Source organism: Bradyrhizobium sp., from assembly GCF_019244115.1.
Lineage (GTDB): Bacteria > Pseudomonadota > Alphaproteobacteria > Rhizobiales > Xanthobacteraceae > Bradyrhizobium.
Genome location: NZ_JAFATE010000771.1, coordinates 1 through 23,376, shown reverse-complemented (window position 1 = coordinate 23,376; position 23,376 = coordinate 1). Strand labels below are relative to the sequence as shown.

Sequence of the window (23,376 nt, the reverse complement as noted above, 5' to 3'; positions counted from 1 at the left end):
CTTTGCGAGCCAGGCAAGCGAAGCGGCCGCCGACAACATCACGCCCATCTGGTGCCAGAGCCCGGAAAGCGCATGGCAGAAGGCGTGAACCGCGGAGGCCGGCGCCGGCGCAAATGTATCGGTGACGCGAAACAGCACGCCTGATGTGCCGAGCGACAGGAAGGCATCCCCGGGCGCAATGGCGCCGAGCCCGATCGCGCTCGCCGCGTTGTCGCCGGCGCCGCCGGCGACGATCACGTTTGGACCCATGCCCCAGCGCCGCGCGAGCTCGGGCGACAACGATGCGCTGGGCTCGTCGCCCTCGACGAGGCGCGGCATGTGCTGAGTACCGAGCCCGGTTGCCGCCAGCACCTGATCCGACCAGGCGCGCTTGCCGACGTCGAGCCAGAGCGTTCCGGCGGCATCCGACATGTCCTCGACCATCTCGCCGGTCAGGCGGTAGCGGACATAGGCTTTTGGCAGCAGAACCTTGGCCACCTTCGCGAAGACCTCGGGTTCGTGCTTCGCCACCCACATCAGCTTTGGCGCGGTAAAGCCTGGCATCGCCAGATTGCCCGCGATCGCATGCAGCGACGGGCAAATGCGCTCGAGTTCGGCACATTCGGCGTGGGAGCGGCCGTCATTCCAGAGAATGGCCGGACGCAGCGGCACGCCGTCTTTGCCGAGCAGGGTCGCACCATGCATCTGGCCTGACAGGCCGATGCCGCGCACTTCTGATGTCTCACGCGGATAGGATACGGCGAGATCGTCGACGGCGCCGATCGCAGCATCGACCCAGGTGTCCGGATCCTGTTCGGACCACAGCGGATATGGATGCGACAGCGTGAGCGCGCGCGAGCTGGTCGCGACGATCGCACCCGCCTCGTCCACAAGCACGGCTTTCACGCCGGACGTGCCGACGTCCATGCCCAAATACACCTATCGTCCTCCCTCCAAGCCTCTGGCGTCGCGCGAACTCAGGTCGCCTTGTTCCGCCCAGGGCCGTCACATTTCGAACCGCTGCTCCAGTCGTCACACTGAGAGCAGCGCAGTAGATGTTCACCTCTCCCCGCTTGCGGGGAGAGGTCGGATCGCATCCTTAGATGCGATCTGGGTGAGGGGGACTCTCCGCGAGCTCAGTTTCTCGGAGACTCCCCCTCACCCCAACCCTCTCCCCGCTAGCGGGGAGAGGGAGCCCACTGGCGATGTGGCAACAAAGCCAACCAAACTCGCTGCGTGCTACGGCAGATTGTCCCTCATCACGATGTCGATCCGTATCTTCTCCTGTTCGCTCAGGATCGGTTCGCCGCGGGCGAGCGCCAGCAGCACGCGGACGGCGGCGCGCGCCTCATGCCCCGGATTCTGCGAGATCACCGCATCCATCACGCCCTGCAGTAGCAGTTTTCGTGTCATGACCGTGACGTCATGCCCGACGAAGACCACCTGCTTGGTGCGCCCGGCCTCGATCAGCGCCTTGGCGACACCCGGCGTACCGGCGCCGACATTATAGAGCCCGACGATGTCGGCATGCTCTCCGAGCAACCTCATCATGAGGTGTTCTGAGCGCTGATCCTCATCGCGCCCCTCAACCACTGGCAGCATTTCGAGGTGCGGAAATTCCGAAACCATCACCTGGTTGAAGCCGAAGATGCGCTCGGCGTGGTCGCGCAAGGCCGTCGAGCCTGCGACGACGGCGACCTTTCCGGCTCCCGGGCCGGTGAGACGGCCGACCAGCGCGCCGGCGGTCCGGCCGGCGGCGATGTTGTCGATGCCGACATAATGGTGGCGCCGCGACGACGGCACGTCGGAGACCAGCGTCACCACCTTGGTGCCGCCATCCACGAGATCGTTGATGGCCGCCCGGACCCGCGGATGATCGAGCGCGACCACCGCGACGCCGTCGAACCCCTCACCAAGCGCTTCCAGCGTAGTGGCGAGCGCCGTCGGCTCGAACACATCAGTGGTCAGGGTCTGGACCGCAAGCCGGCGCGCCGAAAGCCAGGTCGACATTTCATTCAAGTGCGCAAGAATTTGCTGCATGAACAGGTTCGGACCGGACGGCATTACGAAGGCGAACCGCCGGAGCCGGCCGCGGGCAAGTTCGGCTGCGGCCACATGCGGCTGAAAGGAATTGCGTTCGATCGCCTCCCGGACGCGGCGGGCGGTGTCCGGCTTCACGCCGGGGCGATTGTGCAGCACGCGGTCGACGGTCGCCAGGCTGACGCCCGCGCGGCGCGCGATGTCCTTTAGCGTCAAAGGTGGGCTTAAGTCCTGCTCCGTCATGGCGGCGGAGCTTAGCAGAGGCTTTGAGGTACGCAACTCATTTTGAGGTGCAGACCTTGCGGCATGGGTTGTCGACTGCGGATATCGCCCCGGCCTTGTTTCGTAAACCTTAAGCCAATCGCGTCAGACAATGAGGCTGCTGCACGGTATCATATTAACTTTACGTTGCGCGGGTCCCGCTACGCTCTCTGAACCCGAAGGATGTCTGCCCCGGTGAAGAGATGAAATCCGCATGACCGAGCCTCGCGCCGCCTCCGTGTCCCAGCATGGACTTAAACTGTTTCTGGTCGGCTTTCTGGTCCTGTTCCTGGAGCTTGCGAGCATTCGCTGGTTCTCGGCCAACGTGATTTTCCTGCAGTTCTTCACCAATGTGGTGCTGCTCGCCTGCTTCCTCGGCATGAGCTGCGGATGCCTCGCAGCGCGTCAGCGCTTCGACTGGATGAGATGGTTGCCGCTGATCGCGGCCGGAACGTTCGCGGTCGCACGCCTGACCGTGCTGCTCTACGGTCATTGGCAGGGGCTTGCCGTCGACGTGGGCCATCAGACCTCGCCGCAGGAGGTGTTTTTCGGCACCGAATATCGCAACCCGGATCTCGCAAAGTTCGTCATTCCGATCGAATGGATCGCCGGGCTGTTTTTCATCCTGATCGCGCTGATGTTCGTGGGGCTCGGCCAGGTGATGGGACGCGCCTTCGAGGCCTATCCCGATCGCATCAGGGCCTATTCCCTCAACATCGGCGGCAGCCTCGCCGGCATCATCGGCTTCTCCGCGATCTCCTTCCTGCAGGCGCCGCCCGCGATCTGGCTCCTGATCATCGCTGTGGGCGCCGCCTATCTGCTGCATCGAGACAACACGCTGACGGCTACCCGCGGCGCAGCCCTGTTGCTCGTGATCGTCTTTGCGGCCCTTCCCACCCAATCCTCCGGGCAGCACCAGCTCCGCTGGTCGCCCTATTATGCCGTCGACCACGACAGGGAGACCAACGCGCTGACGGTCAACAATATCGGCCATCAGCAGATGCAGCCGTTCGCGCAGCGCGGGGCTGTCTATTCCCTGATCCATCTGCTGCAGAACCGCAGCGGCGGCGCACCGTTCGAGAATGCGCTGGTGATCGGCGCCGGCTCCGGCAATGACTTGGCGCATGCGCTGCGCCACGGCGTTTCGCGCATCGATGCCGTCGAGATCGATCCCGTCATTCAGGACATCGGCATTCACTCCCATCCCGACCAGCCCTATGCGGATCCGCGGATCGTCCGTCATCTCGATGATGGCCGGCATTTCCTGCGCACGACCGAGCAGAAATACGACCTCGTCGTCTATGCCCTGGTCGACTCGCTGATCCTGCACTCCGGCTACGCCAACATCCGCCTCGAAAGCTATCTGTTCACCGAGCAGGCCTTTGAGGACGTCCGCCGCGTGCTCAAAAAGGACGGCGTCTTCGTGATGTACAATTACTTCCGCCAGGGCTGGATCGTGCAGCGCGTCGCCGCGATGGCGCAGCGGGTGTTCGGCTGCGAACCGCTCGTGCTGCCCGTCCCCCATACCGAGACGCTGAAGGCTTCCGAACAGGCCGGCTTCGTCACCATCGTTGCCGGCTGCAACCAGCGCATCCCGCTGGCGTTCAAGCAGCATGGCGCATTCTGGATGAACCAGCTGCCGGCGGAAAACTTTTCGGTCAACGGCTTTGACGGCGAGCCCAAAACGAGCGCCGGCAGCTGGATGCCGATCGCGCCGACAAAACTGATCACCGACCAGGCGTCATCCACGCAACTGACCACGGATGACTGGCCGTTCCTCTATGTCAGCGACCGCCTGATCCCCGATCTGACGCTGCGCTCCATGGTGCTGCTCGGCGGCCTCGGCATCACGATGGTGCTGCTGTTCATGAAGGCGACGGCGAGGGGAATTTCCAGGACAGGCTCACCCATCAATATCAGGATGTTCTTCCTCGGTGCCGCCTTCATGCTGCTGGAAACCAAGGCGGTGGTGCAGATGGCGCTGCTGTTCGGCTCGACCTGGCTGGTCAACTCGGCCGTGTTCTTCAGCGCGCTGGTGCTGATCCTGCTCGCCAATCTCTACGTCCTGAAAGTCCCGACCGTGCGGCTGAACGCCCACTACGGCGCGCTGCTCATGTTCCTGGCGACCTCGGTGCTGATCCCGTTCGACGTCTTTTTGAGCGGCGGCCTCGTCTGGCGCTATGCCGTGCCCTGCCTGCTCGCGCTCGGCCCGATGTTCTTTGCCGGCATCATCTTTGCGCGGTCATTCCGCGATGAACCAAATCCGGAGCATGCGATGGGGTCGAACATCGCGGGTGCGATGATCGGCGGGCTGGCGGAGCAGTTTTCCACCCTGCTCGGGTTCCAGCATCTCTTGATCCTCGCGATCGGCTTCTATCTGCTGTCGACCTGGGCCCCATCCCTGCGACCGAAGCTGAGTCCGGCGGAGTGAAAGCGAGGCGCGGGCACACCACAACACCCGTCGTCATGGCCGGGCTTGTCCCGGCCATCCACGTCTTGCATTCAGTAAGAGAAAGGCGTGGATGCCCGGGACAAGCCCGGGCATGACGAGCGGAGAAAGACGACTCCACCTTACCCGAGATTCAGCTCCTTGAAGAAATCGTTGCCCTTATCGTCGATGATGACGAAGGCGGGAAAATCCACCACCTCGATGCGCCAGATCGCTTCCATGCCGAGCTCGGGATATTCCACGACCTCGACCTTCTTGATGCAGTGTTCGGCGAGGTTTGCCGCCGCACCGCCAATCGAGCCGAGATAGAAGCCGCCATATTTTTTGCAAGCCTCGCGCACCATGGGCGCGCGGTTGCCCTTGGCCAGCATCACCATCGAGCCGCCGGCCGCCTGGAACTGGTCGACGAAGCTATCCATCCGCCCCGCGGTGGTCGGACCGAACGCGCCGGAGGCATAACCTTCCGGCGTTTTCGCCGGCCCTGCGTAGTAGATCGGGTGGTTCTTGAAATAGTCCGGCAGCGGCTCGCCCCTCTCCAGCCGCTCGCGCAGCTTGGCGTGGGCGGAATCGCGCGCCACGATCATGGTGCCGGTGAGCGACAGCCGCGTCTTGATCGGATGTTTTGAGAGCGTCGCAAGAATATCCTTCATCGGCTGGTTGAGGTCGATCTTGACCATCTCGCCGCCGAGCTGCTGCTCCACCGCCGGCAGATATTGCGCCGGATTGTGCTCGAGTTCTTCGAGATAGATGCCGTCTTTGGTGATCTTGCCGAGCACCTGGCGGTCCGCCGAGCAGGACACCCCGAGCCCGATCGGCAATGAAGCGCCGTGGCGCGGCAGCCGGATCACGCGCACGTCGTGGCAGAAATATTTGCCGCCGAACTGCGCGCCGACGCCAAGGGACTGCGTCATCTTGTGGATCTCCTGCTCCATCTCGAGATCGCGGAACGCATTGCCGTCGGCCGAACCGTGGGTCGGCAGCGCATCGAGATAGCGCGCGCTCGCCAGCTTCACCGTCTTCATGCAGAGCTCGGCCGAGGTGCCGCCGATGACGATGGCGAGATGATAGGGTGGACACGCCGCGGTGCCGAGCGTGAGCACCTTCTCCTTCAGGAAGGCGAGCAGCCGGTCCCTGGTCAGCACCGAGGGCGTCGCCTGGAACAGAAAACTCTTGTTGGCCGAGCCGCCGCCCTTGGCCATGAACATGAACTTGTAGGCGTCCTCACCCTCGGCGTAGATCTCGCACTGCGCCGGCATGTTGTTGGCGGTGTTCTTCTCCTCATACATCGAGAGCGGCGCGACCTGGGAATAGCGCAGATTGCGGCGGAGATACGCATCACGTGCGCCCTCCGACAGCGCCGCCTCGTCCTCGCCGTCTGTGATGACGTTGCAGCCCTTCTTGCCCATGATGATCGCGGTGCCGGTATCCTGGCACATCGGCAGAACGCCGCCGGCGGCGATGTTGGCGTTCTTCAGAAAGTCGAGCGCGACGAACTTGTCGTTCGGGCTCGCTTCCGCGTCGTCGAGAATGCCGCGGAGCTGCTTCAGGTGCCCCGGCCGCAGATAATGGTTGATCTCGCCGAAGGCGGCTTCCGACAGCGCGCGCAGCGCCTCGCGCGATATCACCAGCATGTCGCGTCCCAAGACCTTCTCGACCCGAACGCCCTCGGTTGAAATCTTGTTGTACGGTGTGGTGTCCGCACCGAGAGGAAACAGCGGCGTATGCTTGTAGGGCGGAACGGGCTTTTGCTGATCGGGAAAGGCGGTCGGGGCGTTCATGGGGGGCTCGTCGGTTAAGGGTCGCGCGCGGCGCTCTTGACAGGTCTGATAGACCACCACCCGACAGCCATCAACTGAGCTTTCGGCATGGCGGCGCTTGAGCTTCGCGGAAGCGACCCCGGTCGCGGCGTCCGGTTCCCGATGCTGCGCCCATGGCGTGGCCGGAGCGCCACGACGACGCCTCGTCATGGCGAGGCGCCCCCAACAGGGCTTGCACGAACCGCCCGCGATGGGCTTCAATCGCGTCAGGGGTTTTCATGACAAGCCTATTGCGCACACGTCCGTCGCCCGGCGTAAGATCGGCGGTTTTCACCATTGTGCTGTGCGCGATTGCGGTGCTGGCCGCTTCGCCGGCCCGTGCCGCCGACCGCTGCGACGATCTTGCCGGCCAGCTCAAGAGCCAGATCGATGGCCTGCGCGTCGGCCAGACCGCCGCGGGCGTGATCTACCTCGCCCACCCCAATGCGCGCGAGATCACGCTCGGCTGCTCCTCGCGCAGTTACGCCAATCAGCTGTACGGCAAGAGCGACCGCAAGCCGCCCGCGGCCTTTCTCGACCTGATGGCGGGTGCGAGCGCGATCGTTTTCACGCTGCCGAAGGACGACATGCTCAAGGGCGTGACGCGCTGCGTGAAACGGATGGGCCTGTTTCGCGGCGACGACATCTCCATCCGCTACCGCCGGCTCGACATGCGCTGTATCCGGACCAAGAGCGAATCCACGATCACGATCTCGCGCGGCAAGGACCAGTAGATGTCGAGCCGCCTGCGCCCACGCTGCAGGGTAAGCCCGTCAACCTGAACGCCCCATTTTTCCGTGACCGCGTGAATCCGCCGTTCACCATGACCGCGCGCAACCCCGATTGCAGACGATTTTAGCGGTTCGATCAGCATTTCGTTGGCGCAGACGCGTCACGCTCGTACGGAAAACAGCAGGGATCAGAGGATCTGACTGATGACGATTTCGAGCGTCTCCTCGAGCGTGCCGCCAACCCCGATCGTTTCGACCGACGCCAGCCAGCAGCAACCGCCGGTGAAAACCGACAGCGACGACAGCAGCTCGCAGCAGGTGCGCGCACCGTTGCCGCCGGGCCAGGGAACGCGCGTCGATCAGCTCGCCTGAGGCTATCTGCTTTCGGACGCTTCCGCTGTGACGCGTCCGATCGCATCGAGCAAGCGCCCCCAACCCGGGCTCATCGCTCTGGCGCAGGGCGAAGCGTTTACTTTCCGCCCTTCACCTCGACGAGGCCGACCTTGTTGACGAGACTGTTGGCCATCACCGGCTCGCCGCCCGGCGTGACGTCCATGTTGCGCACGATGTCGCCGCCGCCGGGGATTGCCCAGGTCTGGAATTTTTCGCTTGAGGGATCGAAGCGCACGATGGTGTTCGGCTTGGCCGCCGACTCGCTGTACCAGACCGCGCCCTTGGTGAAGACCATGCCGTAGGGCTGCGATTTCGGCCCGCTCGGCGATGGCCATTCGTTCACGGCGCCGGTGGCCGGATCGAGGCGGCCGAGATAGCCGCGCGCAAAATCGCTGTACCAGACGATGTCGCCCTGCCCGATCGCGAGCCGGCGCGGACGCGCGGCCGGATCGGGCAAGGGATATTCGCGGATCTGCAGCGTCTTCGGATCGATCGAGGCGACCTTTGGCGCGCCGAACTCGACGAAGAAGACGACATTCTTGGAGTTGACCACGATGCCATAGGGCCGCGCATTCGCGGTCGGCGGCGTCAGCAGCTTGATCTCGCCGCTCCTGGGGTCGAGACGCCCGACCTTGTTGCCCTGCTGCACGGTGAACCAGAGGATGCCGTCCTGATCGAACACCAGGGAGTGCGGGTCCTTCGCCGCAGGATCCGGCATGCGGAACTCGGCTACCTGCCCCGTTTTCGGATCGAGCTTGCCGATCAGGCCGGCAAAATTGCCGGTGAACCAGATGTTGCCGTCCTTGTCTTCCTTCAGCCCATGCGGCCCGGTCTGGGCATTGACGTGATACTCCTTGATCTCCCCGCTCGCCGGATCGAGCCGGCCGAGCACGTTGGTGAGCTGGCCCGAGTACCAGATCGATCCGTCGCGTGCTGCGAGCGGATCGTGCGGCCGCGAACCCGGCGTCGCCACCGGCCACTCCTTGATGGCCACATCGACCGGGCCTTCGATCAGCGCGGCCTGCGGGCGCGGTCCCTCCGGAAAACTCTTGATCAGATAGTCGGTGATCTCGGTGACATGATCCGGCGGAATCGGCGCACCAAAATTCTGCATCATGCGCATCACGGTGCGCCAGCCTTCGTCGGTGTAGCCGGCCTTGACGCGGTTGATGTCGTGGCAGCCGCCGCAGATCGTGACGACGTCGCCCTTGGCCGCGCCGTCGGGAAAATCGGCGCCTGGCTGCTGCGCGGCAGCCGCGCTCGACAGCGCCATCGCCGCAACCACGAAAGTTTTCGGGGATCGGCCGATCGCCCTGATCACATCACTGCAATTCATGGACACCTCCCGCTGTTCTTGTTGTTCGGATCCGGCGCGCTCAGTGAGCCGCGATTAAAAGCACAACCGGGCGCAAGCGCAATTCGCGACCGCTTGATCTCTTGCGGATCAGCATTGCGCGTGCCGCGGGGACGGCGGGTTCAAGCATCGAGCTCCTTGTAGCGGCGAAAGATTCCACTCTCGTTGAAGGGAATGCGGCGGTCGCTGGCGAGATAGGCCTTGATGTTCGGCCGTGCTGCGACGCGGTCACGCAGTTCGAGCAGGCCGGGCACCGCGTCCTCGAACGCCGTCATGCGCTTCGGGAAGGCGTAGCGCAGGCCGTCGATGATCTGGAACAGCGAGAGATCGACATAGCTGACGCGGCGGCCCGTGACATAGGTGCCGCCGCCATCCTTCAGGATCCGTTCGAAATAGCCGAGATATTTTGGCACCCGCTCGTTCCAGAACGCCTCGCTGCGCCGCTTCGCCGGCGCCTTCTGGTCCTCATAGTAAAGCGACGGCCCGAGCGGATGGTGGGTGTCGTGAATCTCCAGCACGAAATCGGCGATGGTGAGCTGCAGCTGGTGCAGCCAGAGTTTTCCTGCTTCCGTCTTCGGCGCCAGCGAATGGCGCGCGCCGAGATAGAGCAGGATGTTGGCGGTCTGCCCGATCACCAGCTTGCCGGCCTTCAGGAATGGCGGCGCAAACGGCGGCGTGCCGCCCTGTTCCATCACGCGCAGCATCTTAGGTGTGCCATTGCCCTCGCGCGCGACGTCGACGTAGGCGGCTCCCGCCTCTTCCAGCGCAAGGCGGACATATTCGCCGCGGCCCTGGATTTCCGGCCAGTAATAGAGCTCGTAGCGCATCGGCGCCTCTCCGTGGTCTCAGGGCCAGTCGCCAGCGCCGGCTTGCAGCCTCGGTGCGGTCATCGTATCCAACGCCGCGGTGGTGGCAAAGCTCCGCACGCAGGGGGTGCTCATGGCAGCCGAGATCGCGCGCATCGTCAGCAGGGCGCGGCGGGGAGAGGTGACGCCGAGCTCCGCGAGAGTTTGATCGGCTCAATTCACCGCGAAACAATACAGCAGCCCGTCGCCGCCGGTGCTCCTCAAATCCGCTTGCGAGCAGCCACCATCCGGACCGCGCGAAGGATGCGAGGAATTCCAGGAATGTGACGGCTCGTCGTCGCGCAGCCCCTGCCGGTCGGAATGACCGACCATCGCCGCGCCCTGCCCCGAGCTCAGCCAGTTCCCGCAGGTGCGGTCGGTGCCCGATGGAAAGGCGGTGCCGTCGGCCTGCGATCCGGTGAGGATATCGTGACGGTTCGGGGTGTCGCCGCGGCCGTTATTGACCTCGCCCTTTTCGGTGAGCGCGGTCTGCTTGGTCAGGTTGTTATTCGCGCTGTGGAGGTCGGCGACATCCTTGGCGACCACGATGCCCTTGGCGTTCTGCCACGGGCCGTTGCCGATGCGGTCGCGCGCGTTCACGGCATTCGTGCCCTGGGTGGAGAGATAGGCGTGCCATGTCTTTCCACTGGCGCCTGCGGACTGCGCGAGTTGTTGGCAGTGACCGTCGGCCCCAGCGAGCCCGCCGAGATCACCGCCCTTGCCGGGGCCGACCGACGTGATGAAGAAGGACATGTTCGCATTCTGGGCTTTTGCCACTTCCGATCCGAAGGCCACGACAGACATCACGGCGAACGCGCACACGCGCAGCGCAAGCGACTTTGCGGACATGTCATCCTCCCGACTGATTTGGTGGTCTTGCGACCTCACACCAACACGGCGCACGAAGAATTATTCCGCGCACCGCAACGATGACGAGAGCGGGCCATGAAAAAAGGCGCCGGGCAAAGCCGCGGCGCCTTGTTCATTGTTCGCTCGAAAGCGATCAATTGGTCTGCTGGATTGCCGAGAGTTCCCAGCTGCGGCCGCGCGGCCGCACAAAAGTCCAGACTTCGGTGACCTCGGTCGGCTGCTCGCTGCCTTCGACCAGGCGGCCCGTCGCGCGGTCGACCGTCCGGTCGACCAGCGAGAAGCGCATGGCGACGCTCGCATAATCGGTTTCGCCCTCGCGCCAGGCCTCGGCAAGATCACCCTGCAGCAGGCGGGTGCCTGAGACCTTGTTGACCACGTTGCGGGCGCGGTTCTGCTCGAGGTCGCGGGCGAGATACGACACCATTTCAGGCGTCGCGAGCTGGCCCAGGCGGTTCGTGTCCTCGTTCGACCAGGCGGCCTGGATCTCGCTGAGCAGCCGCTCAAAGCTCTCGTAGTCCGCGGGCTGGATCTGCAGCGGCGCAGTGCCTCCGCCGAAACCGAAACCGCCGATCCCGCCAAAATTGCCCGGTTGCGGGCCAGGGCTATTGGCCGCCGCATAGGCCGGCTCTCCCATCTGGCGGCGCTGCCACCAGGACATCGCCATCCGCACCAGGAAGAAGATCAGCCCAAGCTGCAGGATCAGGCCAAACACCGACGACAAGCCGCCGATGCCGGAAAACAGGCCGCCGCCGAACAACAGGCCGAACAGGCCGGCGCCGAGAAAGCCCGCGGCAAGGCCACCGAGCAGGCCGCCACCCGGACGGTTGAAGAAGCCGCCGCCCATCGGCGCACCCACACCGGGATTCGCCGGCTGGCCAAAAGTGCGGTTGAACGGCTGCGCGGTGCCCGGCGCGGTCGAGGTCGAGGGCGGCGCCGAAAACGTTCGTGTGCCGCGGGAGCCCGAGGACATGCCCCCGCCGACACGGGCATCGGCAGCCGACATGACGAGCGTCGAGGCCAGCGCCAGCGACAGCGCCACCGCAGCGGCCCGGATCATGCCACGCACGGGTCGTGTGAATTTCATTGGTCGAATCCTCAAATCCCCTGAACGGGACGTGCCTCTAAGATGGGCAGGGTTCCGCAAAAGGGAAAGCCGGTCGAAGGGGCTGGACCTGCGGCGCGGCGTCGCGGGGATGCCGGTTTTTTGCGCCAATTTTGACAGCTTTCGCGTCCGGCGCGCTGCAACGCCCGCGCCACAGCAGATGTGCTCCCTCTCCCCGCTTGCGGACCGCTTGCGGGGAGAGGGTCGGGGTGAGGGGGAGTCTCCAAGCACCGCGCTCGTGGAGAGCCCCCTCACCTGCATCGCTGAAGCGGTGCGACCTCTCCCCATGCGGGGAGTGGTGAATGCGTCCTGGAATGACAGCGGCTATTGCGGCGTCATGGTCTCCTTCACGGCGGCGACGAGCTGGCTCAAGGTGAACGGCTTTGGCAGGAAGGCAAACTGCTGGTTCTCGGGCAGGCTCTTTTCGAAGGCGTCCTCGGCATAACCGGACACGAAGATGATCCTGATGTCGGGATTTTTCTGGCGCATCTCCTTCAAGAGCGTCGGGCCGTCCATTTCCGGCATCACCACATCCGACACCACGAGGTCGATCGCGCCGCTCTTTTCCTCCAGCGCCTCCATCGCCTCGACACCATTGGAGGCCTCGATCACGCTGTAGCCCCGCGAGCGCAGCCCGCGCGCGTTCAGCGACCGCAGGCCCTCCTCGTCCTCGACCAGCAGGATCGTGCCCTGCCCGGTCATATCGGCACGCGGCTTCGCCTCGGCGGCCGCCTCCTTCGGCGCGCCGTTCGTCACCTGCGGCTCGGCCGCGACCTCCGGCTCGGCCACATGGCGCGGCAGGAAGATCAGGAACGAAGTGCCCTTGCCGACCTCCGAGTCGACGTAGATGAAACCGCCGGTCTGCTTGACGATGCCGTAGACCGTCGACAGACCAAGGCCGGTCCCCTTGCCGACCTCCTTGGTCGAGAAGAACGGCTCAAAGATCTTGTCGCGGATTTCGGGCGGGATGCCGGTGCCGGTATCGGCGATCTCGATCTTCACATAGTCCGCCGCCGGCATGCCCTTATAGGCGAGCTGGCCGGCCTCCGGCGCCCCGACATTGGCCGTCCTGACCGTGAGCTTGCCGCCATCGGGCATGGCGTCGCGCGCATTGACCGCGAGATTGACAACAACCTGCTCGAACTGGGAAACGTCGACCTTGACCGGCCAGAGGTCGCGGCCATGCACGAGGTCGAGCTTGACCTTCTCGCCGATCAGCCGCCGCAGCAGCATGGTGAGGTCGGAGAGCGCATCGCCGAGGTCGAGCACCTGCGGCCGCAGCGTCTGGCGGCGCGAGAACGCGAGCAGCTGCCGCACCAGCGTGGCGGCGCGGGTCGCGTTCTGCTTGATCTGCATGATGTCCTGGAACGACGGATCGGTCGGCTTGTGCGCGTTGAGCAGGAAGTCGTTGGCCATCATGATCGCTGAGAGCACGTTGTTGAAATCGTGCGCGATCCCGCCGGCGAGCTGGCCGACCATCTCCATTTTCTGCGACTGGTTGATCTGGTTTTCCAGTGTCCGCCGCTCGGTGGTCTCGAGCAGATAGACGATGGCGGCCTCAGTCTCGCGCTCGTCTTCTTCGACCGAGGTGACGAAGAACTGGCCCCAGCGCTCCCGGGTGCCTTCCAGCATCGCCTCGACGGGCGCGATGTCGCCCTGCCCTTCGGCGGCCTGGTTGATCGCGGCGATCAGGAGATTGCGGTCGCGCGCGCTGACGGCGCGGACAATCGACTTGGTGGCGATCGAGTCGGGGCTCAGACTTTGCGCGAGCTTTGCGTAGCGGGCATTGGCACGCACCACGGCGCCGGCGCGGTCGACGGTCGCGATCGCCATCGGGGTGTGGTCGAAGAAGCGCATGAAGCGCACCTCGGCGGCACGCTCCGGATCGGAGCGCTCGTCGCGGGCGCGGCTGATCACCAGGGTGCGCGAGGGCCCCGGCGCGCCGTCGGCGCCGAAGGCGAGCTTGTGATAGAGCCGCGCCGGCATGGTCTTGCCGGTGCGCATACGCAGGTCGACGTCGAACACCTCGGTCTTGACCTCGCCGGGCGCGGCCACGATCGAGGTCAATAGCGAGGCGCCGTCCCCGGACACGATGTCGGTCAGCTTGAGGCCGCCCGAGCCGATCTCGGCGAGGTCGTGATCGAGCCAGTTCGCCAGTGTCGCGTTGACATAGACGAGCTCGCCCGCGCCGTTGACCGAGAAGAAGCCGCAAGGCGCGTGATCGAGATATTCGATCGCGTGCTGCAGCTCCTGAAAAACGTCCTCCTGGCGCTCGCGGTCGCGCGTAATGTCGCCGACCGACCACACCGAATATTTCGCATCCCGCTTGCTGTCGCCGAGCGGGCGTACCCGCATCCGCAGCCAGCGGCCCGGGCCGCCGTCCTCGGCCGCGACGCGCACCTCCTCCTGCAGGCGTTTTCCCTCGCGTGCCGCTTTCAAGAGGCGGAACACGGCCTCGGAGACGTCGGGATTGCCGATGAACACCCGCTCGACCGGCCGCACGTCCTGCAGACCGGTGGCGCCCGTCATGGCAAGATAAGCGGCATTGGCAAACACCACATGCCCGCGCGGATCGGAGACGGCAAGCCCGTCGGGCGCCAGATCGGGCACCTTGGCCATCACGGGATCATCCGTGGTGCGGTCGGCGAAGCGGATGATGCCGGCGGCAAAGGCGAACAGGTTGAACAGCCCGACCATCGCCAGCAGCGCCAGCAGGCCGAGGATGTAGGGCTGGGCCTGGGCGCGGCCGATGCTCATCAGCACCAGCGCCGCCACCACCAGTCCGCCGGCGACCAAGAGCACCAGCACGATGCTACCGCTGCGCCGCGGCGGCTCGTGCAGGGCCGCCGGCTCGCGGGACGCATCAAGGTCGGAATCGGCGGTCATCGCTGGCACGGCCTGTCCACTCATCATGGCGCGATTCGCACGCCAATCCTCAAGTGACTGAATCGGGTCGGCCAGCGCAAGTCCGTCAAACCGCTATTTTACCGGCATTTCACAGGCCATCATCGTCACGTCCGCCGCCCGGAAAAACCCTGCCGCAGCCGCATCACGTAGCCGATGACTTCGGCGACCGCCTGATAGTGTTCGACCGGGATCTCGTCGTCGATCTCGACGGTGCCATAGAGCGCGCGCGCCAGCGGCACGTTTTCCACGATCGGCACGTCATGCTCGCGGGCGATCTCCCGGATTTTGAGCGCGATGAGGTCCGTGCCCTTGGCGACGCAGACCGGCGCCGCCATGCCGCGCTCGTAGGACAGCGCCACTGAATAGTGGGTCGGGTTGGTGATGACCACGGAGGCTTTTGGCACCGCCGTCATCATGCGCTTCTTCATGCGCTGCTGGCGCAGCTGCCGGATCTTGCCCTTGATGTGCGGATCGCCTTCGGACTGCTTGAACTCCTCCTTCATCTCCTGCAGCGACATTTTCAGCCGCTGGTGCCACTGCCGGTACTGGAACAGATAGTCGGCGATCGCGACCAGCGCGAGGATCGCGACCACCGTCCCCATCAGATGCACGGTCATGCCGGTGCTGAGGCCAAGCAGGGTCGCCGGGTCGGCACTCACGAGCGATTCCAGGCGATGCCGCTCCGGCCAAAGGATCATGGTCATGATCGTGCCGAGCGCGATCAGCTTGAACAGGCCCTTGGCGAAGTTGACCGCGGCCTGTTTGCCAAACAGCCGGTTGAAACCTGATATCGGCGAGATTTTCGAGAATTTCGGCTTCAGCTGTTCGCTCGACCACACCAGGCGATGCTGCATCATGTTGCCGGCGATCGCGGCCAGCGCCAGCATCAGGATCGGCACGCCGACCGCGCCGATCACGAGCATTCCGAGACTCTTGGCGAGCTGCAGCAGGCCCGGCCCGTCGGTATTGATCATCCAGGAATTGGCGATCAGGTTTTTCAGCGGCACCATCAGCCCGCCGCCGATCTGGTCGGAAAACGTCGACATGATCAGCGTGCCGCCGGCGATCACGAACCAGGTGTTGATCTCCTGGCTCTTTGCGACGTCGCCGCGCTCCAGGGCCTCGTCGAGCCGTTTCTGGGTCGGGTCTTCTGTCTTGTCTTCGTTGTCGCTCTCGTCGGCCATTTTTCAACACCTTATCTGAGCGGCATCATCTGGTGCATCACGCCGATGAAGTAGTCGAGGAAGGTTCCCATCATCGCCACGATGACGATACCGAAGATGAGAAAGCCGACAAAGATCGACAGCGGAACGCCGACGAAATAGACCTGCATTTGCGGCATCAGCCGCGCCAGCACGCCGAGCCCGATGTTGAACACCAGGCCGAAAACCAGAAACGGCGCCGACAGTTGCAGGCCGATCCTGAACGCCGCGCTGAAGGCGCGCGTGGCGAGCGCCGCGACGTCGCCGCTTCCCATGATCTCCCCCGGCGCGAACACCTTGTAGCTGTCGTTGAGCGCCGAGATCACCAAATGATGGCTGTCGGTGGCAAACAGCAGCGTCACCCCGAGCATGGTGAGAAAATTGCCGATCAGGACGCCCTGCTGGCCCTGGGTCGGATCGACCGACTGCACGAAGCCGAGCCCCATCTGCTGCGCGATCACCGAGCCCGCGACCTGCAGCGCCGACAGCGTCACCCGCGCGGTGGCGCCCAGCACGATGCCGATCACGATCTCATGCACCATCAGCACCATCAGCGCCGCCATGGATTGCAGGTCGAGCTGATAGGCTGCCCGGTGCAGCGGCAGGATGATTAAAGTGAGCAGGAGCGCGATCGACAGTTTCACCCGCACCGGGATGTTCTGCTCGCCGAACCCCGGCAGCAGCATCACCATGGCGCCGATGCGGGCAAACGCCAGCACGAACGCGGCGGCAAGCGCCGGCAGAAACGAAATGTCGATGCGCATGGTGGCCGCACCACTCCGAGCGTAGCGATCCGCGGTTGAAGCGCGCGTCCACGAGTTCGGTGCGCTCCCCTCCCCTTGCGGGGAGGGGTCGGGGTGGGGGTCCCCGGACGCAGCTCGTCGTGTGGTACCCCCCTCCCCAGCCCTCCCCGGCAAGGGGGAGGGAGCGCACCGGCGATGCGGCCCCACCTCAAACAAATGTCAGAGCACTTCTGCCTCATCCGCCGATGATTCGCGACGAGATCCGCATCATGTGGCTCTGCAGCGAATCGGCCATGAAGGGCAGTGCCAGCAGCAGCGTCACGAAAATCGCGAGGATTTTTGGCACGAACACCAGCGTCTGCTCCTGGATCTGGGTCAGCGCCTGGAACAGCGACACCACGACGCCGACCACGAGGCCGACGCCCATCAATGGCGATGACACCACCACGATGGTCCAGATCGCATCGCGGGCCACGTCGAGAGTTTCAGGACCGGTCATTTCTCTACTCGCTTTCTCAACTTTGCTTGGTCATTCCGGGGCGATGCGAAGCATCGAACCCGGAATCTCGAGATTCCCAGATGCGCAATCGCGCACCACAGTTCGCCCTGCGGGCGCCCCGGAATGAGGGTGGAAAATTTCAAATCGGCATCTTCATGATGTCTTCATAGGCCGCGATCACGCGATCGCGGACCGAGACCAGCGTGGAGACCGCGACGTCGGTCTCGGCGACCGCCGTCACCACGTCCATCACATTGGCCTTGCCCTGCGCCATCGACACGGTCTGCGCGTCGGCCTTGCGGCCGACCTCGGCGACGCTGCCGATCGCATCCTTGAGCAGCGCGCTGAAAGACGGACCGTTGCTTTCGCCGCTCTTTCCGGGGCCGCCGGAATCGAGAATCTTCGCGAGATTGGCATAGGCGTTGGCGGCAACTGTCGGTGAAGCCATGGCTTAGGTGTCCCTGTTCAGCTCTTGAGGATGTCGAGCGTGCGCTGGATCATCCGGCGGGTCGCGCCGATGATGTTGAGGTTGGCCTCGTAGGAGCGCTGGGCGTCGCGCATGTCGGTCATTTCGACGAGCGAATTGACGTTGGGATATTTGACGTTGCCGGCGGCATCGGCTGCCGGATTGTTTGGCTCGTACTTGGTGCGGAACGCGGAAGGGTCGCGGGCGACGCGGCCGAGCGTCACCACCTGGGCATCCAGCGCGCGGTCGAGCTGCGCGGTGAAGGTCGGCACCTTGCGGCGGTAGGGATCGCCGCCTGATGTCGGCGCCGTCGAATCGGCATTGGCGATGTTTTCCGAGATCACGCGCATCCGTCCGGCCTGCGCGCGCAGGCCCGAGGTCGCGATCCCCATGGAACGCATGAAGTCGTTGCTGTCGTTTGCCATGTTGCGCCTCTCCTGCTGCCGAACGCTGCGGCGTCAACTTGACGCCGCCGGCGTTGCCCTAGCCCTTGCCGATCGCCGTCTTGATGAGGTGCAGGCTCTTGCTGTAGAGCGCGCTGACCGCGGCAAAATCCATCTGGTTGGCGGAGACCTTCATCATCTCCTCCTCCAGGTTGACGGCGTTGCCTGCGGGTCGGGTCTCGAAACCGACCCTCTTGTTCTGGTCGAAGGTCGGCGCGCCGCTGGCGGACGCCATGTGGGCGGCGCTGGTCTGGGTCATCGGCAGCGGCCCGGTGGTTCCCTTGGGCATCCCGGATGGCTGAAATTTCGGCTCGACCAGATCGCGCGGCCGGAAATTCGGCGTGTCGGAATTCGAGACGTTTTCGGCCAGGACGCGCTGCCGCTCCTGGTGCCACTGCATCTTGGTGCGCAACGCGTTCAGAACCGGAAGATCGCCGATGGACATCGCGCCGCTCCGCTTTCACTCCGCGCCGAAACGGCTTCGGAAGTAGGCAGAATTTGCCGCGTGTATGGTTAACGGCCGGTTAAGGCGTCAGCCTGTGGAGAGCTCAAAAGATACCCACAGGGGCTTTTTCAGACCATTTCCAGGCCGCCGATTGGCAGCGAAAACCGCGTTAACCCCGTCAGTTAGCGGGGACCTTGATGCGAAGAAGTAATTTTGGTCCGGCCGATTCATGGGTTATTAAGGGGTTTGGCCGGGGCCGGCACTTCCTGCCGGGGGTCATTAGGACTTGGTGTCCCGGTTCTGACATTCGTATCATTTTGCGGCGAGTTCGTTTACGAATGTCAGAGCCGAAAGACACTGGGAAAACTTCGATTCTCGTGTGGCTTGGGCCCTGACATTCGCTATGAGAACTCGCCGGTATTCGGTGGCGAAGCTCAGGGTTCGTCACACGAGTTCCAGTTCGGGCGCTCCTCGCCCCTTTGCTGTCGCGCGCAGCCGATGCGCGTGCGGCAGATGAGAAACTGGATGAACGGCATTTGCGGGGACATCGCATGCAGGCAGTGACATTTTTCTTCGCGTTCGTAGCCGTGCTGGCCCTGATCGGCGTCGTCTTCTGGCTGCTTCGCCGCTTTGCCGGCAACCGGCTCGGCACCACAGCCAATCGCGGGCGCATGCCGCGCCTGGCCGTCATCGATGCCGCCGCCGTCGACGGAAGGCGCCGTCTCGTTCTGGTCCGGCGCGACAATGTCGAGCATCTGCTGATGATCGGCGGCCCGAGCGACATCGTCGTGGAATCCAACATCGTGCGGGCGGTGCCGGCGCGCGAGCAGCTGCCGCATCGCGCCCCCGCCGCACCGGCGGAAGCTCCACCGCGCCTGGCGCCGCTGCCCGAGGCCGCCAATTGGAGCGGTGGCAACGAAGATGCCGAGCCGGCGATTCCCGCGATGCCGCCGTTACCGCCGATGCCCGAGCCGCCGCCACCGCGCCCCGCGCGGCCGGCCTTTGCCGACGAGCTGCGGCGGCCGCCGCCGATGGCCGGCGAGCGCCGCGACCCGCTCGCGGGCTTTGCGCTGGAGCCGATCGGCCGCCCGGAACCGCGTCCCGAGCCGCCGCTCCGTCCCGAGCCTCCGGTGCGCGCCGAGCAGCGGGGCGAGCCGCCGCTGCGTGGCGAACCGCCAGCGCGGCCCGAGCCGCTGCCGCAGCGCGCAGACCTGCCGCCGCGCGCCCCTGCGCGCGCCGAACCGATGATCCCGCGCGCACCGCGGCCGAGCGAGGCGCCGAAACCGCCGCCGCTCCGCGCACCTGCCGCCGAGCGCGAACGCGCACCCGCGCCGCCGCTGCCGCCGAGCGCCGACCAGAGCCTTGCGGAAATGGCGCAGCGGCTCGAAGCCGCGCTGCGCCGCCCGCAGGGTGAGCCGGCTTCACCTCCGGTCGCGCCCGAGCCGGCACCGCCGCCCCCGCCGCAACGAGCGGCCGCACCGCGGAGCGAGCCGGCGCCGCCGCCGGCTCCCGCGGCGTCGCCGAGTGCCTTCGACAGTCTCGAAGACGAAATGGCCTCGCTGCTCGGCCGCTCGAAGTCATCGTCTTCGTGAGGCGCGCAGGTTCTCCGCGTAGAGTTTTCATTCCTGCCTCCCTGACGACAGCCGCAGCGCTTCCAGCGCTGGCGGCGGTTGTCGTGCTGGCGGCGCTTGCGGTGCTGGCAACGCCTGCGGCCGCGCAGGACATCAGCATCAATCTCGGCGGTGCGGGCGGGGGCGGCGTGACCGAGCGCGCGATCCAGCTGATCGCGCTCTTGACGGTGCTCTCGATCGCGCCGTCGATCCTGATCATGATGACGTCATTCACCCGGATCGTGGTGGTGCTGTCGCTGCTGCGCACCGCGATGGGCACGGCGACCGCGCCGCCGAACTCCGTCATCATCGCGCTCGCGATGTTCTTGACCGCCTTCGTGATGGGGCCGGTGCTGCAAAAATCCTATGACGAGGGCATCCGCCCGCTGATCGCCAACCAGATCACCGTCGAGGACGCGCTGCAGCGCGCTGCCGGTCCGCTGCGTGGTTTCATGGAAAAGAACGTGCGCGAGAAGGACTTGAAACTGTTCCTGGACCTTTCGGGCGAACCGCCTCCGGCGACCCCTGAGGAGATGTCGCTGCGGATCCTGGTGCCCGCCTTCATGATCTCCGAACTGAAGCGCGCCTTCGAGATCGGCTTTCTGCTGTTCCTGCCCTTCCTGATCATCGACCTCGTGGTCGCCTCGGTCTTGATGTCGATGGGCATGATGATGCTGCCCCCGGTCGTGGTGTCGCTGCCGTTCAAGCTGATCTTCTTCGTCCTGGTCGACGGCTGGTCGCTGGTCGCCGGCAGCCTGGTGCAGAGCTACGGGGGGTAATTTGGTCCTTCCCCCCGGAGCGGCGGGGCGATGCTAATGCGTCACGAGACTGCGCAGGGCGTCGCGGCCCCTGCGCATCAGCACGAGGAGGCCGCCTTGCGCCCCGTGGCGGTGCAGCGACCCCAGGACGTGCTGGGTGCCTTCAGGCAGCCTGTGAAACTCGGCGTCCAGGTCGGCGGCGACCTGGGCCATCAGGCCGTCGAGCGCCCGCCCCCAATCGGACGTCTCGAGGTGGCCGATTTCGGCCCGCAACGCGGTTTCGATCTCGTAGATGTCGGCGAGATTTTGCTTGGCGAGCTGCAGGCGGTCGCTCCTCAGGGCTTGCTTCAATCCGAGCCTGAGGTCGTCGAGGTGATCCAGCACGAGGGTGACGCTCATTGCAAAGCGCGAGGCCGCGATCGCGGCGACACCCCTGCCCTGCGCGGTCGACGTCGCAAGCCGAACCAGTTGCCAGCGCATCTTCAGGTGCCTGGCAACGACTGCCTGGGCGAAAGGCAGCGCCCCGCTGCCCTGCTCCGCGGCGAATGCGTCCAAAAATCCGCAGACATTGGCGAGCACCTTGCCGTGAAGTTCGTCGATCTTGAGTGGCAGCGCCCGCTCCAGCTTCTCCAACGCGTCCCGCGCACGCAGCGCGGCCATGATCTTTCGGAGATCCTCGAAGGCGGCCTGAGACGCGGTGTATTGGGCAAGCGCGCTGCGCGCACGCCTCACCCCATCGTCGGTGTCGAGGGTGCCTTCGAGCGATTTGAGCACCTTGGACTGGAAGTCACGGGCGATGGTCCGCGCCCTCGGCGCATCGCCCTTGATCAGCGCATCCTTCACCTTCTCGCTGTAGTCGCGGGTCATGGTCCGCAGCAGATCATTGGAGATCCATTCCCAGATCGGCGACAGCGAGCCGCGCGAGATCTGCCCCGGATTGGTTCGCTCCGCCGGACGGTTGACGAACAGCGCCTCGATGGCCTGGAAGAAATGCCGCGACGGGTTGCCGACACGGTCATGGGTCTCGCCGCTGCCGCGAAACTCGGCGCGCAACTGCTCGAGCAGCGCGTCGGCACCCGGCATGGTCTCGCCATACATCTGCATCCGCTCGATCTCCGCGAGCAGGTTCTTGCGCGCCTGCGGCGAGATGTTCTGCAGGTATTTTTTGACCCGGTCGGATGGCAGCTCAACTTCCGTCATCGGCATAATGCCTCAAAAGGTCTTGCAACCCGATCGTCCCGCTGCCCGGTTTGAGTCCGGCTTTCGGCCAAGCCACCGGCTGGTCGGTAAATCGCGACCACCGGATCCGAGCCCTGCTGGCGGGCACCTGATCGTCTTTAAAAAGCGCTCAACTATCGTCGGCGAGGTCTTGAAGCAGGGCTCGACGATGCGAACCCGCAACCCCGCTCATCCCGCAAACAGTGCAGGCAAAAGTTGAAGCCGGCCCTAATTTCGCGTGCCGCAGCATTGCGGCCGTGCGCCTACGGGCCCCGCGGCCACGTGCGTACAAATGGGCCCGCGCCAAGCGCGGCCCGCCGCGCTTGGCCGGAATGACGGCTTTCTGATCCTTCGTGCCGCAGCAAAGTTAATGCGTTACGAAACTGCACAGCTGAAAACCCGGCTCGCAGCATCAGGCTCCGACCTTAGCATTTCCGAAACATTGCCAGCGCAAGTTGAAGTGTCACGAATTGGCGCGTTCTGCAACTTGGCCTCCGTAGATTTACGGGAATGATCCGCGTGGCCCGCCCGCCGCATCTGGGATGATCGGGGGTCGGCGCGATCACGGCCCCCGGGCTCGCTCATTCCATGGCGTCATACTGTTTGGCGAGATGGTCGCCGATCTGCACCAGCATCGCCACGCATTCGGGATAACCCGGCTTGGCCACGGTCGCCTCATCAGCGCTGGCACGCAATTCCCAGGAATCGCGGTCGCGGATCAGCGAGATCACCATGCCGTCGGGACAATCGGCGTGAACCTTCAGCTCGGCCTTGGCCATCGCGATCAGTTCGGCAGCGGTCTTGGCGGGCTTGCTCATAAGATGGTCTTCCTCCGGCTGTCCTCTCAAGGTCATGCGAGATCGGCTCGACTGAAAACGCCTTGAGCGTGGTCAGGTTGCCGCTTTGGCGCGTCCTTGTCGAGAGGATGGAGGACTTACCGGGTCGCGCCGACGCGGCGCAGGCCGGCGATCTCGGGCAGCGTTGCCGCGGTGTGCTCGCCGCTCGCGCTCTCCGCCGCCGGCTTGGCCATCGCGTCCGGGAAACGGGCCTTCATCTCGCGCAGGAAGCCGTCGAGGGTGTCGACGCTCGCGGCCATTTTTGCGATCTGCGCGAATTCGGCGCTGGAGCCCGAGGCCGGCTTGCTCGCGACGTCGAAGGCGATCTTGTCGGCTTCCGCGGTCATCAGCGGCGCATATTTTTCGCGAAACCGCGCAAGCCCGATGGCATCCTCGGCCAGGGCATAGCCGACCACCGCGCGAAGGACA

The 23,376-nt window shown here is 64.9% G+C and carries 22 protein-coding genes; 5 read left to right on the top strand and 17 right to left on the bottom strand.

The features are described 5' to 3' along the window. Both xylB and JOZ76_RS33015 read right to left on the bottom strand, forming a co-directional pair. A partial coding sequence (gene xylB, locus JOZ76_RS33020; protein ID WP_291705573.1) for a xylulokinase occupies positions 1-918 on the bottom strand: 918 nt, incomplete at its 3' end. Positions 919-1,218: 300 nt separating this feature from the next. Next, on the bottom strand, positions 1,219-2,262 hold the full coding sequence (locus tag JOZ76_RS33015) for a LacI family DNA-binding transcriptional regulator (protein ID WP_291705572.1): 1,044 nt from the start codon (positions 2,260-2,262) through the stop codon (positions 1,219-1,221). A gap of 232 nt (positions 2,263-2,494) precedes the next feature. Here JOZ76_RS33015 and JOZ76_RS33010 point away from each other — a divergent pair, with 232 nt between their 5' ends. Beyond that, positions 2,495-4,711 carry a hypothetical protein gene (locus JOZ76_RS33010; protein WP_291705571.1) on the top strand — a complete coding sequence of 739 codons (2,217 nt, stop codon included), beginning with the start codon at positions 2,495-2,497 and terminating at the stop codon, positions 4,709-4,711. 140 nt (positions 4,712-4,851) lie between these two features. Here the strand turns inward: JOZ76_RS33010 and JOZ76_RS33005 are convergent, their stop codons facing one another. Continuing rightward, positions 4,852-6,507, bottom strand: a complete 1,656-nt coding sequence (locus JOZ76_RS33005; RefSeq protein ID WP_291705570.1) for a fumarate hydratase — start codon at positions 6,505-6,507, stop codon at positions 4,852-4,854. Positions 6,508-6,764: 257 nt separating this feature from the next. On the opposite strand from JOZ76_RS33005, the gene JOZ76_RS33000 reads away from it, so the two are divergent. Both JOZ76_RS33000 and JOZ76_RS32995 read left to right on the top strand, forming a co-directional pair. Continuing rightward, on the top strand, positions 6,765-7,259 hold the full coding sequence (locus JOZ76_RS33000; protein WP_291705569.1) for a hypothetical protein: 495 nt from the start codon (positions 6,765-6,767) through the stop codon (positions 7,257-7,259). A gap of 201 nt (positions 7,260-7,460) precedes the next feature. Continuing rightward, positions 7,461-7,628 carry a hypothetical protein gene (locus tag JOZ76_RS32995; RefSeq protein ID WP_291705568.1) on the top strand — a complete coding sequence of 56 codons (168 nt, stop codon included), beginning with the start codon at positions 7,461-7,463 and terminating at the stop codon, positions 7,626-7,628. A gap of 97 nt (positions 7,629-7,725) precedes the next feature. Here JOZ76_RS32995 and JOZ76_RS32990 read toward each other — a convergent pair whose 3' ends face one another. From JOZ76_RS32990 to flgB, 11 genes are all read right to left on the bottom strand, one after another. Next, the gene (locus tag JOZ76_RS32990; protein WP_291705567.1) at positions 7,726-8,985 is read right to left on the bottom strand and encodes a Vgb family protein; all 1,260 of its coding nucleotides are present in this window, start codon (positions 8,983-8,985) and stop codon (positions 7,726-7,728) included. A 140-nt stretch (positions 8,986-9,125) separates the two neighbouring features. Further along, a complete protein-coding gene (locus JOZ76_RS32985; protein WP_291705566.1) occupies positions 9,126-9,830 on the bottom strand; it encodes a glutathione S-transferase in 705 nt (234 codons plus the stop codon). Between the two features lie 192 nt (positions 9,831-10,022). Further along, positions 10,023-10,652 carry a lectin gene (locus tag JOZ76_RS32980; RefSeq protein WP_291705576.1) on the bottom strand — a complete coding sequence of 210 codons (630 nt, stop codon included), beginning with the start codon at positions 10,650-10,652 and terminating at the stop codon, positions 10,023-10,025. 199 nt (positions 10,653-10,851) lie between these two features. After that, complete coding sequence (locus tag JOZ76_RS32975; protein ID WP_291705565.1) at positions 10,852-11,802, bottom strand: Tim44 domain-containing protein; 951 nt, start codon at positions 11,800-11,802, stop codon at positions 10,852-10,854. A gap of 342 nt (positions 11,803-12,144) precedes the next feature. Beyond that, positions 12,145-14,706: a cell cycle histidine kinase CckA gene (gene cckA, locus JOZ76_RS32970; RefSeq protein ID WP_291705575.1), complete on the bottom strand. Its 2,562-nt coding sequence runs from the start codon at positions 14,704-14,706 to the stop codon at positions 12,145-12,147. A gap of 125 nt (positions 14,707-14,831) precedes the next feature. Further along, a complete protein-coding gene (gene flhB / locus JOZ76_RS32965; protein ID WP_291705564.1) occupies positions 14,832-15,911 on the bottom strand; it encodes a flagellar biosynthesis protein FlhB in 1,080 nt (359 codons plus the stop codon). A gap of 11 nt (positions 15,912-15,922) precedes the next feature. Then, a complete protein-coding gene (gene fliR, locus JOZ76_RS32960) occupies positions 15,923-16,693 on the bottom strand; it encodes a flagellar biosynthetic protein FliR (RefSeq protein WP_291705563.1) in 771 nt (256 codons plus the stop codon). A gap of 214 nt (positions 16,694-16,907) precedes the next feature. Then, positions 16,908-17,171 (bottom strand): flagellar biosynthesis protein FliQ, encoded by a 264-nt coding sequence (gene fliQ / locus JOZ76_RS32955; protein WP_291705562.1) that lies wholly within the window; start codon positions 17,169-17,171, stop codon positions 16,908-16,910. A 139-nt stretch (positions 17,172-17,310) separates the two neighbouring features. Then, positions 17,311-17,619, bottom strand: coding sequence for a flagellar hook-basal body complex protein FliE (gene fliE, locus JOZ76_RS32950; protein ID WP_291705561.1), 309 nt, complete (start codon positions 17,617-17,619; stop codon positions 17,311-17,313). A 17-nt stretch (positions 17,620-17,636) separates the two neighbouring features. Continuing rightward, positions 17,637-18,062 carry a flagellar basal body rod protein FlgC gene (gene flgC / locus JOZ76_RS32945; RefSeq protein WP_291705560.1) on the bottom strand — a complete coding sequence of 142 codons (426 nt, stop codon included), beginning with the start codon at positions 18,060-18,062 and terminating at the stop codon, positions 17,637-17,639. Positions 18,063-18,120: 58 nt separating this feature from the next. Next, on the bottom strand, positions 18,121-18,525 hold the full coding sequence (gene flgB, locus JOZ76_RS32940) for a flagellar basal body rod protein FlgB (RefSeq protein ID WP_291705559.1): 405 nt from the start codon (positions 18,523-18,525) through the stop codon (positions 18,121-18,123). 551 nt (positions 18,526-19,076) lie between these two features. On the opposite strand from flgB, the gene JOZ76_RS32935 reads away from it, so the two are divergent. Together JOZ76_RS32935 and fliP are read left to right on the top strand one after the other, a co-directional pair. Beyond that, positions 19,077-20,117 carry a flagellar biosynthetic protein FliO gene (locus JOZ76_RS32935; RefSeq protein WP_291705558.1) on the top strand — a complete coding sequence of 347 codons (1,041 nt, stop codon included), beginning with the start codon at positions 19,077-19,079 and terminating at the stop codon, positions 20,115-20,117. Continuing rightward, positions 20,114-20,914 (top strand): flagellar type III secretion system pore protein FliP, encoded by an 801-nt coding sequence (gene fliP / locus JOZ76_RS32930; protein ID WP_441300144.1) that lies wholly within the window; start codon positions 20,114-20,116, stop codon positions 20,912-20,914. Before JOZ76_RS32935 ends, fliP begins: the two co-directional genes overlap by 4 nt. A gap of 33 nt (positions 20,915-20,947) precedes the next feature. Here the strand turns inward: fliP and JOZ76_RS32925 are convergent, their stop codons facing one another. The 3 genes from JOZ76_RS32925 to JOZ76_RS32915 form a co-directional block, all read right to left on the bottom strand. Continuing rightward, entirely contained in the window at positions 20,948-22,093 is a 1,146-nt protein-coding gene (locus tag JOZ76_RS32925) for a hypothetical protein (RefSeq protein WP_291705557.1), read from the bottom strand. A 599-nt stretch (positions 22,094-22,692) separates the two neighbouring features. Further along, positions 22,693-22,929 (bottom strand): hypothetical protein, encoded by a 237-nt coding sequence (locus JOZ76_RS32920; RefSeq protein ID WP_291705556.1) that lies wholly within the window; start codon positions 22,927-22,929, stop codon positions 22,693-22,695. A gap of 116 nt (positions 22,930-23,045) precedes the next feature. Further along, on the bottom strand, positions 23,046-23,376 hold a 331-nt coding region (locus tag JOZ76_RS32915), incomplete at its 5' end, for a hypothetical protein (protein ID WP_291705555.1).

What these genes read in the sequence shown, in the direction of transcription:
- flgC (WP_291705560.1), bottom strand. Translation starts at nt 18,062, where the DNA reads ATGGCAAACGACAGCAACGACTTCATGCGTTCCATGGGGATCGCGACC.
- JOZ76_RS32975 (WP_291705565.1), bottom strand. Translation starts at nt 11,802, where the DNA reads ATGAAATTCACACGACCCGTGCGTGGCATGATCCGGGCCGCTGCGGTG.
- JOZ76_RS33015 (WP_291705572.1), bottom strand. Translation starts at nt 2,262, where the DNA reads ATGACGGAGCAGGACTTAAGCCCACCTTTGACGCTAAAGGACATCGCG.
- fliE (WP_291705561.1), bottom strand. Translation starts at nt 17,619, where the DNA reads ATGGCTTCACCGACAGTTGCCGCCAACGCCTATGCCAATCTCGCGAAG.
- JOZ76_RS33005 (WP_291705570.1), bottom strand. Translation starts at nt 6,507, where the DNA reads ATGAACGCCCCGACCGCCTTTCCCGATCAGCAAAAGCCCGTTCCGCCC.
- cckA (WP_291705575.1), bottom strand. Translation starts at nt 14,706, where the DNA reads ATGACCGCCGATTCCGACCTTGATGCGTCCCGCGAGCCGGCGGCCCTG.
- flhB (WP_291705564.1), bottom strand. Translation starts at nt 15,911, where the DNA reads ATGGCCGACGAGAGCGACAACGAAGACAAGACAGAAGACCCGACCCAG.
- JOZ76_RS32925 (WP_291705557.1), bottom strand. Translation starts at nt 22,093, where the DNA reads ATGACGGAAGTTGAGCTGCCATCCGACCGGGTCAAAAAATACCTGCAG.
- JOZ76_RS32985 (WP_291705566.1), bottom strand. Translation starts at nt 9,830, where the DNA reads ATGCGCTACGAGCTCTATTACTGGCCGGAAATCCAGGGCCGCGGCGAA.
- fliQ (WP_291705562.1), bottom strand. Translation starts at nt 17,171, where the DNA reads ATGACCGGTCCTGAAACTCTCGACGTGGCCCGCGATGCGATCTGGACC.
- JOZ76_RS32920 (WP_291705556.1), bottom strand. Translation starts at nt 22,929, where the DNA reads ATGAGCAAGCCCGCCAAGACCGCTGCCGAACTGATCGCGATGGCCAAG.
- JOZ76_RS33000 (WP_291705569.1), top strand. Translation starts at nt 6,765, where the DNA reads ATGACAAGCCTATTGCGCACACGTCCGTCGCCCGGCGTAAGATCGGCG.
- JOZ76_RS32990 (WP_291705567.1), bottom strand. Translation starts at nt 8,985, where the DNA reads ATGAATTGCAGTGATGTGATCAGGGCGATCGGCCGATCCCCGAAAACT.
- JOZ76_RS32995 (WP_291705568.1), top strand. Translation starts at nt 7,461, where the DNA reads ATGACGATTTCGAGCGTCTCCTCGAGCGTGCCGCCAACCCCGATCGTT.
- flgB (WP_291705559.1), bottom strand. Translation starts at nt 18,525, where the DNA reads ATGTCCATCGGCGATCTTCCGGTTCTGAACGCGTTGCGCACCAAGATG.
- JOZ76_RS32935 (WP_291705558.1), top strand. Translation starts at nt 19,077, where the DNA reads ATGCAGGCAGTGACATTTTTCTTCGCGTTCGTAGCCGTGCTGGCCCTG.
- JOZ76_RS33010 (WP_291705571.1), top strand. Translation starts at nt 2,495, where the DNA reads ATGACCGAGCCTCGCGCCGCCTCCGTGTCCCAGCATGGACTTAAACTG.
- JOZ76_RS32980 (WP_291705576.1), bottom strand. Translation starts at nt 10,652, where the DNA reads ATGTCTGTCGTGGCCTTCGGATCGGAAGTGGCAAAAGCCCAGAATGCG.
- fliR (WP_291705563.1), bottom strand. Translation starts at nt 16,693, where the DNA reads ATGCGCATCGACATTTCGTTTCTGCCGGCGCTTGCCGCCGCGTTCGTG.